General features: G+C 41.0%; 11 protein-coding genes. All 11 read left to right on the top strand.

Going from position 1 to position 9362, the window contains the following annotated elements; genetic code table 11:
- Positions 1–148 precede the first annotated feature (148 nt).
- The 11 genes from pseB to D7Y06_RS22115 are packed head-to-tail and all read left to right on the top strand — an operon-like array spanning position 149 to position 9199.
- Positions 149–1144, top strand: coding sequence for a UDP-N-acetylglucosamine 4,6-dehydratase (inverting) (gene pseB, locus D7Y06_RS22065; protein WP_120409742.1), 996 nt, complete (start codon positions 149–151; stop codon positions 1142–1144).
- 18 nt (positions 1145–1162) lie between these two features.
- A complete protein-coding gene (gene pseI, locus D7Y06_RS22070; RefSeq protein WP_120409743.1) occupies positions 1163–2203 on the top strand; it encodes a pseudaminic acid synthase in 1041 nt (346 codons plus the stop codon).
- A 25-nt stretch (positions 2204–2228) separates the two neighbouring features.
- Entirely contained in the window at positions 2229–2837 is a 609-nt protein-coding gene (locus D7Y06_RS22075) for a formyltransferase family protein (protein WP_120409744.1), read from the top strand.
- A gap of 7 nt (positions 2838–2844) precedes the next feature.
- Complete coding sequence (gene pseF / locus D7Y06_RS22080; RefSeq protein ID WP_120409745.1) at positions 2845–3549, top strand: pseudaminic acid cytidylyltransferase; 705 nt, start codon at positions 2845–2847, stop codon at positions 3547–3549.
- Positions 3550–3571: 22 nt separating this feature from the next.
- Positions 3572–4135 (top strand): GNAT family N-acetyltransferase, encoded by a 564-nt coding sequence (locus D7Y06_RS22085; protein ID WP_120409746.1) that lies wholly within the window; start codon positions 3572–3574, stop codon positions 4133–4135.
- A gap of 36 nt (positions 4136–4171) precedes the next feature.
- On the top strand, positions 4172–5905 hold the full coding sequence (locus D7Y06_RS22090; protein ID WP_120409747.1) for an HAD-IIIC family phosphatase: 1734 nt from the start codon (positions 4172–4174) through the stop codon (positions 5903–5905).
- Positions 5898–6149, top strand: coding sequence for an acyl carrier protein (locus D7Y06_RS22095; protein ID WP_120409748.1), 252 nt, complete (start codon positions 5898–5900; stop codon positions 6147–6149). Before D7Y06_RS22090 ends, D7Y06_RS22095 begins: the two co-directional genes overlap by 8 nt.
- Positions 6150–6196: 47 nt before the next feature.
- Positions 6197–6616 carry a MaoC family dehydratase gene (locus tag D7Y06_RS22100; protein WP_120409749.1) on the top strand — a complete coding sequence of 140 codons (420 nt, stop codon included), beginning with the start codon at positions 6197–6199 and terminating at the stop codon, positions 6614–6616.
- A complete protein-coding gene (locus D7Y06_RS22105; protein WP_120409750.1) occupies positions 6609–7343 on the top strand; it encodes an SDR family NAD(P)-dependent oxidoreductase in 735 nt (244 codons plus the stop codon). Before D7Y06_RS22100 ends, D7Y06_RS22105 begins: the two co-directional genes overlap by 8 nt.
- 57 nt (positions 7344–7400) lie before the next feature.
- Positions 7401–8117: an IspD/TarI family cytidylyltransferase gene (locus D7Y06_RS22110; protein ID WP_120409751.1), complete on the top strand. Its 717-nt coding sequence runs from the start codon at positions 7401–7403 to the stop codon at positions 8115–8117.
- Positions 8105–9199 (top strand): NAD-dependent epimerase/dehydratase family protein, encoded by a 1095-nt coding sequence (locus D7Y06_RS22115; RefSeq protein WP_243119450.1) that lies wholly within the window; start codon positions 8105–8107, stop codon positions 9197–9199. The genes D7Y06_RS22110 and D7Y06_RS22115 overlap by 13 nt, the downstream gene beginning before the upstream one ends.
- Positions 9200–9362: the final 163 nt, after the last annotated feature.

Genomic DNA, 9362 nt, shown 5'->3' on the forward strand with positions numbered 1-9362 from the left:
TATGTAATTCGGAGACAATCTTCCATGAATTGATGCGCCCCTATATGACAAAAGAGGATTTGGATGATGTTGTCGAAGCTTTCCATAAGGTGGCGGATAATTTGGATGAATTGAGATAAATAAATTAGTAGAAAACAGGTGAAAACATATGTTAAATGACAAAACAATATTAATCACAGGCGGCACAGGTTCCTTCGGACATCATTTTGTGGAATATGTTTTAAGGAACTACAAGCCGAAAAAAATCATTATTTATTCCAGGGATGAATATAAGCAATTCGTTATGAGCAACCAATACAAAGAGCATCGTGACATTCTCCGGTATTTTATCGGGGATGTAAGGGACGAGGCCCGTCTTAAAATGGCGATGAAGGGAGCAGATTATGTAATCCATGCTGCCGCTTTAAAACAGGTCCCGGCATGTGAATATAACCCAAATGAAGCCATTAAAACAAACATCAACGGCGCTATGAATGTTATTAACGCCGCACTGGAAACAGGTGTGGAAAAGGTCATTGCATTATCTACAGATAAAGCGGTGAACCCCATCAATCTTTACGGCGGCACAAAACTGGTGTCAGATAAACTTTTTACAGCAGCAAATGCTTATTCCGGCGAAAACGGAACACGTTTTGCAGTAGTGCGCTACGGCAACGTTGCCGGAAGCCGTGGATCTGTTATTCCCTTTTTTCAGAATATCATTGATAACGGGGGAAAAGAACTGCCCATTACAGATTACCGCATGACAAGGTTCTGGATTAGTTTAGAGCAGGGGGTAGAACTTGTAATTAAGGCGCTCTCTGAGGCAAACGGAGGCGAAACATTTATCTCTAAAATACCCTCTTTTAAAATTACCGATTTGGCACAGGCCATGCTGCCGGGATGCAAAACTCCGGAAGTGGGTATCCGGGAAGGGGAAAAACTCCATGAAATAATGGTAACAAGAGAAGATTCCCTGCATACATATGAATACGAAAAACACTATATCATATATCCCCACTATGACTGGTGGGGGAAAGAGAACATCATTCCCGGAGGAAGTTTAGTGAAGCCTGAATTTGAATACAGTTCCGGTACGAATACGCAATGGCTTAATGTAGAGGATATTCAAAAATTAGTTTCAACGGATTTAGACAGGCATTGATAGATTGGACGGGCAGTTATGAATTTACATGAACGATTAAAAAAACAAGCTTATATCATTGCAGAAATGTCAGCCAACCATGGCGGCAGCCTAAAACGGGCAAAAGAAATGATATATGCGGCCGGAGAATCCGGGGCAGACTGCATTAAAATCCAGACTTACACACCGGATACCATGACCATTGACTGCAATAACGAATATTTTCAAATTGCAAAGGGAACATGGGCGGGAGAAAATCTTTATCAATTATACCAGAAAGCCTTTACTCCCTGGGAATGGCAGGCAGAGTTAAAGGATACGGCTAAAAAAGCAGGCATTGATTTCCTCTCAACACCCTTTGATAAAACATCCGTGGATTTTCTGGAAGGGATAGGAATTGAATTTTATAAAATTGCATCTTTTGAACTGGTTGACATTCCCCTGGTGAAATATATCGCTTCAAAGGGAAAACCTATTATTATGTCCACAGGAATGGCCTCACTGGGAGAGATTGACGAAGCGGTGCAGGCAATTTATCAGGAAGGAAATATGCAGCTTGTTTTACTGCGGTGTGCAAGCGCCTATCCTGCTGTTACGGATGAAATGAACCTGCGGACGATGCAGAATATGGCGGATATCTATGATATCCCGGTAGGCCTTTCTGACCATTCTATGGGTTCTATAGGCGCAGTGACGGCAGTTGCCTTAGGGGCTTCGGTCATTGAAAAACACTTCTGCCTGGGACGGGAAATTGAAACCCCGGATTCCTCCTTTTCCATGGAGCCAGAGGAATTTAAACGTATGGTTTCTGATATCCGGCAAGCGGAAAGAGCAATAGGAAAAGTGGTTTACGGGATAGAAAACCAGGAAAAAGATAACTGTGTATTCCGTCGTTCCATTTTTGCCATAAAGGATATAAAAAAGGGGGAAGAACTCACAGAGGAAAACATAAGGGTAATTCGCCCGGGATACGGGCTTGCGCCGAAATTCTACCCTGAAATCCTGGGACAAACCGCTGCCCAGGATTTGAAAAGAGGAACCCCGGTTCAAATGGATATGATTTACCGAAAGTCAAAATAGAACATCTCACAGGAGAGAAACTTTTATGAATAAAAAATTCCCGGTCACGGTGCTCTTTCTCACAAATAATGAAAACGCAAAGGATTTGTACCGCTGGATAAAAGACAGATGCCCTGCTGTTTTAAACAGCGAACGTTTAAACATCCAGGAGATTCAAAACCTGCATCCCAGATTAGTTGTGAGTTACAACTACAAATACATAATAGGTAAAGAAATAATAGATTTTATGCAGGGCAGCATGATAAATCTGCATATATCTTATCTCCCCTGGAACCGTGGTGCCAGCCCCAATATATGGAGTTTTATTGACAATACCCCAAAAGGGGTTACGATACATCAAATAAGTCCGGAATGTGACAGGGGAAAAATTTTGTACCAAAAAGAATGTTTTTTCTGCCCGGAAAAAGAAACTTTGGAATCTGCATATCTAAAGTTAAACCATGAGATTACCGAGTTATTTAAGTCCCACTGGCAGGAAATATATGATGGCTCTTATCGCCTTCACAGCCAGGAAGGAACAGGAAGTTACCACAGTAAAAAAGATTTAGAAGCGTTAATGAAACGCGTAGATTTTCAATGGACAGATAATATAGCTGTATTTTTAGACAAATATAGAAAAAATGCAGGGAGGTAAACTGATTATGAAGGGAAAAAGCCTGGCAATTATCACGGCAAGGGGCGGCAGCAAAAGAATCCCCAAAAAGAATATAAAGGAATTTTGCGGAAAACCCATTATTCAATATTCCATTGAAGCCGCAATGGAAAGCGGAGTTTTTGACGAAGTTATGGTTTCTACGGATGATGAGGAAATAAGAAAAGTTTCGGAAGCCTGCGGGGGAAATGTCCCCTTTCTGCGTTCCCAGGAAACTGCAAACGATATGGCAATGACCCATGAGGTTATCCTTGAAGTATTAGAGGAATATAAAAAGAGAGGGCAGGAATTTGAATACGTGTGCTGTATTTATCCTACGGCGCCGTTTATCACCCCTGCAAAATTAAGAGAGAGTATGGAAAAGCTGACCCAGACGGGGGCAGAGGGGGTAATCCCTGTGGTTCCCTACTCTTTTCCGCCCCAAAGATGCTTTGTACTGCGGGAAGGCAGAGTACAGTTCAGGTGGCCGGAAAACCGCCTGGTACGCTCCCAGGATTTAGAGAAATGGTATCATGACTGCGGCCAGTTCTACTTTTTAAGCGTGCCGGCCTTTCTTGAGCAGAAAAAACTGATACCGGAACATACCGTCCCTGTTATTATGAGCGAATTGGAAGTACAGGATATTGACAATTATGAAGACTGGAAAATAGCAGAAATGAAATATAGCTTGTCATGCAAAAAACAGGCTAAGTAAAAAATAACAGGAGAACAAAGATATGTTTACAACAGATGTACTCACAGGAAAAAAAGTAACATTAAAAATGTGTGGAACAGAATATGCCACGGAAGAATATGTTAACTGGCTGAATGATCCCCAGGTTAATCGTTTTCTTTGGGTGAGGTATGAGAGACAGACCTTGGAAAAGATTACGGATTATATCAATGAAATCCGGGAATCCGAAGATAAAATAATATTTGCTATGATTGAATCATCCCAAAATAAACACATTGGAAACATCCAGCTTACTTTTAATAAAATCCACAAATACTGTAACTTTGGTTATTTTATAGGGGATAAGAATTTCTGGGGACAGGAAATTGCGGTAGAAGCAATTCACTTGGCTATTAAATGGGCATTTGAAACAACAGACACTGTCAGAATAAATGGCAGTTTATATTCCCGAAATGTTTTTTCACTGAAAACTTTGCTTAAAGCAGGATTTCATAAAGAGGCCGTTCTGAAAGATTATTTGACTTGGAAAGATGATGCCAGAGATGACATGGTACTTATGTACCTGTTCCGGGAAGAATTTGAAAAAACGGGCTTACTTGAACATTAGCCCCAAAAGGGATGATATCGGAAATGAGGTGTATCCATGTATTCATTTCGTGAATTACAGAAAGCCTGTAAAAAGGAAGCAGGCGGAAAAGAAATCCGTCTGGCAGTACTGGGAAATTGTGCAACACAGTTTTTTTCCCAGGCCGTTAAGGGGTATGGCAGATTGTCAGGATTGAATCTAACTGTATTTGACGCTGACTATAACCAAATCGCCACCCAGCTTCTGAATCCTTCTTCAGAAGTATATGGTTTTGGAGCAGATAAAATCCTGATATGGCTTTGTACTGAAAAAATATATGAAGAATATCTGGCGGAAGAAGTTTCTTTAAGAAATGCCTTTGCAGAAACTTATATGCAAAAAATACAGCATTACTGGGACTTAATCGAAAATAATTCTAAGGCTCAAATTTTACAGATGAATTTCTTTGAAATTGATGACAAGGCACTGGGAAATTATTCCAGTAAAATGGATTTTACATTTATATACCAGATACGCAAATTGAATTATCTTCTGGCGGAAGCGGAAGCAAAAAACGGAAAGGTCTATCCCGTTGATGCTCTTTCCCTACAGCTTAATCTTGGCAGGGATTTTTTCTTTGATGCGGCCCTTTATTATCATGCAAAAATGTCGGTTTCCATGGATGCTTTGCCCTACCTTGCCAAAGCAGTCATCGATGTGGTGAATGCCATGAATGGAAAAATAAAAAAATGTGTCATTCTTGATTTAGACAATACCTTGTGGGGCGGCATAATTGGGGATGACGGCATGGGCGGCATAGAAATCGGAGAGTATGGAAAAGGCCATGTATTTACCAATTTGCAGCGGTGGATAAAGCAGCTTAAGGACTGCGGAATCATACTTGCGGTATGCAGCAAAAATGAGGCGGATATTGCGAGAGAGCCTTTTGAAAAACACGAGGAAATGATTCTTAGATTGGCAGACATTTCAATTTTTGTTGCAAACTGGAATGATAAGGCGTCAAATATAAAAATGATTCAAGAGAGCTTGAACATAGGAATGGATTCTATAGTATTCCTAGACGATAATCCGGTTGAGAGAAACCTGGTAAAAGAAAAATGCCCGGATATAGAAGTTCCTGAACTTCCGAAAGATCCTGCGCTTTGGCTGGATTTCCTCCAAAGAAAAAATTATTTTGAGACAGCTTCCTATACGGGTTCCGGAAGTGACCGCACCAAACTATATCAGAGGGAGTTTGAAAGAAAGAGCCACCAACAAAGCTTTGAGACAATAGACGATTATCTACAAAATCTTATGATGGAAGGCAGGGCAAAAGCTTTTGAACCTGTAAAATATCCACGGATTGCACAGCTTACCCAGAGGACGAATCAATTTAACCTGCGGACAGTGCGGTATACGGAAGACGACATTAAAAGATTAGCCGAAGATAAGGGTTTTATTACCCTTTACTATACGCTAAAAGATAAATTCGGAGACTACGGCTTGGTATCTGTAGTTATCCTAAAAAAGACTTCAGAAAAAGACCTTTTTGTGGACACATGGCTGATGAGCTGCAGGGTATTCAAACGGGGAATGGAAGAATTTGTGATGAACCATGTGGTACAGACTGCAAAAGAAAACGGTTTTGAAACCATATCATCCCAATACATACCCACTAAAAAAAATCAAATGGTAAAAGATATTTACGAAGCAATGGGTTTTAACAGAGACGGGGAAAATTTATTTCATTTAGACCTGGATACTTTTAAAACTGCAAAAACATATATCAAGGAGGCAGATAGCGATGAATAGAAAAGAAGTTTTAGAAAAAATGGCGGAAATTTGTAAGGATGTATTTGAGGACGAAAGTCTTATTATTACAGAAGAATTGTCTGCGGCAGACGTAGAGGACTGGGACAGCCTGGCCCATATGTCCCTTGTCAATGAGCTGGGAAAAACTTTTGGTGTAACTTTTACCCTGGAAGAAGTGGCGGAATGTACAAGAATCGGAGATTTACTGGATGCGCTTATGAATCATCTGTCCCTTACACAGTAAAATGCAACGGTAAATTTGTGATTTTTTTGCAGAAAACAGGTGAGTAAATGAACGAATATAAAATAACGGATTTATTTGTAGGCATGAAGGAAACTTTCAGCAGGACAATTACATCAGAAATGATGCAGAAATTTTATGATATTACCCTGGATGAAAATCCCCTTCACAGAGATTTGAATTTTGCCAGAGAGATGGGGTACGAAAACCAGGTTGTATACGGAATGCTCACAGCATCTTTTATGTCAACTTTAGGCGGATGTTACCTGCCGGGCAAATACTGTTTGATACTGGGGGGAAGCGTTAATTTTGTAAAGCCGGTTTTTGTAGGGGATACAATATCCGTGACAGGCGAAATCATAGAAATTAACAGAGAATTAAATTATCTGGAACTAAAAGTTACTATGCGAAATCAAAAAAATGAAAAGGTATTTAGAGGATTACTAAAAGAAGGGGTTTTAAATGGATAACGGAAAAATTCTTCTTGTAACAGGCGCATCTTCAGAAGTCGGAGCCAGCCTGATACGGAAAACAACAAACAACTATGACAGAATATGGGCACATTACCACAGTTCTAAAAACATGATTGACAATTTGATAAATGAATTAGGAGATAAAATAATTCCGGTTCAGGCGGATTTCCGGGATATGGAGAGTACACAACAAATGATAGAAAAAATCCAGGCCAGTGGGGAATGGCCAGGCCATATTGTACACCTCTCCGCATCCAGCCCAGCCAGCCAGCGTTTTCCAAAAAATGAGTGGAACCATTGGCAGGAGGAAATTGACACTTCCCTTCGGTCCGTTGTAATGATACTGCAGGCATTTATTCCAAAGATGGCAAAAGTGAAATACGGCAAGATTGTCATGGTTTTAACTTCCTATTTATTTGGGATTCCCCCAAAATTCCAAAGCTCCTATATTACCGTAAAATATGCACTGTTAGGGCTGGTGCGTACACTGGCAACGGAATATGCGCCAAAGGGAATTACCGTAAACGCAGTTTCACCAGACATGATGGAGACAAAATTCTTATCAAATCTGTCAGAGCTGGCTATTGAACAAAGCGCTAAAGATAATCCAAGGGGCCGCAATATTAAAGTTGAAGAATGCGTCCCGGCAATCGAATACTTCCTGTCCTCTGTAAGCGACATGATCACCGGACAAAACATGGGCATCACAGGTGGGGCAAGGTAAGAAGTGTTATATAAAAAATCCGTGTAAAAGAGAAGACACCAAAATGGGAGAAGATGAATGAATGTAGCGATTATTATTGCAGGTGGATCAGGGCACCGCATGGGACAAGACATTCCAAAACAGTTTATCAATGTCTGCGACAAGCCTGTTTTGATTTATACCCTGGAAGGATTTCAGAGACATCCCCAAATTGACGCTATAGAGGTGGTGTGTATTGATGGATGGCACGATGTTGTCTGGGCCTATGCGAAACAATTTAATATCAGCAAATTAAAATGGATTGTTTCCGGCGGAAATTCCAGCCAGGAATCCATAAGAAATGGCGTTTTTTATCTGGAGGACAAGTGTGATGCAGAGGATACCATTATCATCCATGACGGCATACGTCCCCTTGTTGATGCGGCGGTTTTGGCGGATGTCATTGTGAAATGCAGGCAGCATGGGAATGCAGTTACTTCCCTGCCTTACAATGAACAGATTTTTGTGACGGATGATGAAATATCCACCGTTCAATATATTCCAAGGGAAACCCTGCGCCGGGTCTCCACCCCCCAGGCGTATAAGTTTGGAAAATTAGACAGTGCTTACCATGAAGCCTTTGAAAAAGGCATCGGCATTCAAGGTTCTTCCTACACAAATACTATGATGGTGGAATTAGGGGAACGCCTGTATTTTGCGGCAGGCTCTGACAAGAATATCAAACTCACCACTATGGATGACCTGGAAATGTTTAAAGCATATTTAAATGCAGACAAAGACACATGGCTGAAGTAAGAAGGAAGGCGGATACATATTCCATGATAAATCACAAGTTATATGAAGAGGATGTAAAGTTTACCGCGGCATTAGACCTGCCCTGGGAAAAGCTAAAAGATAAGAGCTTTTTGATTACCGGAGCAAGCGGCCTGACAGGGAGCTTCCTTGTGGATGTATTAATGTATAAGAATCTCCATGAGGATTTTAACTGCCGTATTTATGCACTGGGGAGAAGTATTTCAAGGGCAAAGGAAAAGTTGTTTGACTATTGGGGACAAAGTTGTTTTCAGTTTATTGCGCATGATATCAATCTTCCCTTGGAACTAGAGACAGAAGATAGGATTGACTATGTGCTTCACATGGCAAGCAATACGCATCCCATTGCCTATTCTACCGACCCAATCGGTACTATTACAGCCAATATAATCGGGACAAATTATCTTTTGCAGTTAGCAGTGAAACATCACGCAAAACGTTTTTCCTTTGTTTCTTCTAATGAAATATACGGGGAAAACCGGGGGGATACGGAGTTTTTTGAGGAAAACTACTGCGGATATATAGATTCCAATACCTTAAGGGCAGGATATCCGGAAAGCAAACGATGCGGGGAAGCTTTATGCCAGGCATATAGAAAGCAGCATAACCTGGATATTGTAATTCCACGGTTGACTCGCTCCTACGGCCCCACCATGTTAATGAGTGACACGAAGGCGGTTTCCCAGTTTATCAATAAAGCTCTTGCAGGGGAAGATATTGTATTAAAAAGTGCAGGGACGCAATATTTTTCTTATACCTATGTGGCAGATGCAGTTTCCGGGCTTCTGACAGTGCTTCTGAAAGGTGAAAATGGAGAAGCCTATAATATTGCAGACGAGGCTTCTGACATTATGCTGAAAGATTTGGCATTATCTATTGCAGAAAGTGTTGGAAAAAAGGTTGTATTTGAATTGCCGGATAAGGTGGAACAGGCGGGATACAGTACAGCGACCAAAGCAAGATTGGACGGCAGAAAGATAAAGGAACTGGGCTGGAGAGCTAAGTATAATATAAAGCAGGGGACAGAACGGACGATTCAGATTTTGATTTCCCCCAATACTTAAAAAAAGCGTTAAAGCGCATATAAGCCAAGGAGGGACAGAAAGTGCATATACCATACGGCAGGCAGTACATAGATGATGCGGATATACAGGCGGTTGTGGATGTCTTAAAGTCAGACTTTTTAACCACAGGCCCGGCGGTAAGGGACTTTGAAAAGGCAGTGGC

Source organism: Roseburia sp. 1XD42-69, from assembly GCF_003612565.1.
Classification (GTDB): Bacteria; Bacillota; Clostridia; order Lachnospirales; family Lachnospiraceae; genus Roseburia_B.

Excerpts from the sequence above, each read along its gene's own strand:
- D7Y06_RS22100 (WP_120409749.1), top strand. The coding sequence starts at position 6,197 with ATGAACGAATATAAAATAACGGATTTATTTGTAGGCATGAAGGAAACT.
- pseB (WP_120409742.1), top strand. The coding sequence starts at position 149 with ATGTTAAATGACAAAACAATATTAATCACAGGCGGCACAGGTTCCTTC.
- D7Y06_RS22095 (WP_120409748.1), top strand. The coding sequence starts at position 5,898 with ATGAATAGAAAAGAAGTTTTAGAAAAAATGGCGGAAATTTGTAAGGAT.
- D7Y06_RS22090 (WP_120409747.1), top strand. The coding sequence starts at position 4,172 with ATGTATTCATTTCGTGAATTACAGAAAGCCTGTAAAAAGGAAGCAGGC.
- D7Y06_RS22105 (WP_120409750.1), top strand. The coding sequence starts at position 6,609 with ATGGATAACGGAAAAATTCTTCTTGTAACAGGCGCATCTTCAGAAGTC.
- pseI (WP_120409743.1), top strand. The coding sequence starts at position 1,163 with ATGAATTTACATGAACGATTAAAAAAACAAGCTTATATCATTGCAGAA.
- D7Y06_RS22085 (WP_120409746.1), top strand. The coding sequence starts at position 3,572 with ATGTTTACAACAGATGTACTCACAGGAAAAAAAGTAACATTAAAAATG.
- pseF (WP_120409745.1), top strand. The coding sequence starts at position 2,845 with ATGAAGGGAAAAAGCCTGGCAATTATCACGGCAAGGGGCGGCAGCAAA.
- D7Y06_RS22075 (WP_120409744.1), top strand. The coding sequence starts at position 2,229 with ATGAATAAAAAATTCCCGGTCACGGTGCTCTTTCTCACAAATAATGAA.
- D7Y06_RS22110 (WP_120409751.1), top strand. The coding sequence starts at position 7,401 with ATGAATGTAGCGATTATTATTGCAGGTGGATCAGGGCACCGCATGGGA.
- D7Y06_RS22115 (WP_243119450.1), top strand. The coding sequence starts at position 8,105 with ATGGCTGAAGTAAGAAGGAAGGCGGATACATATTCCATGATAAATCAC.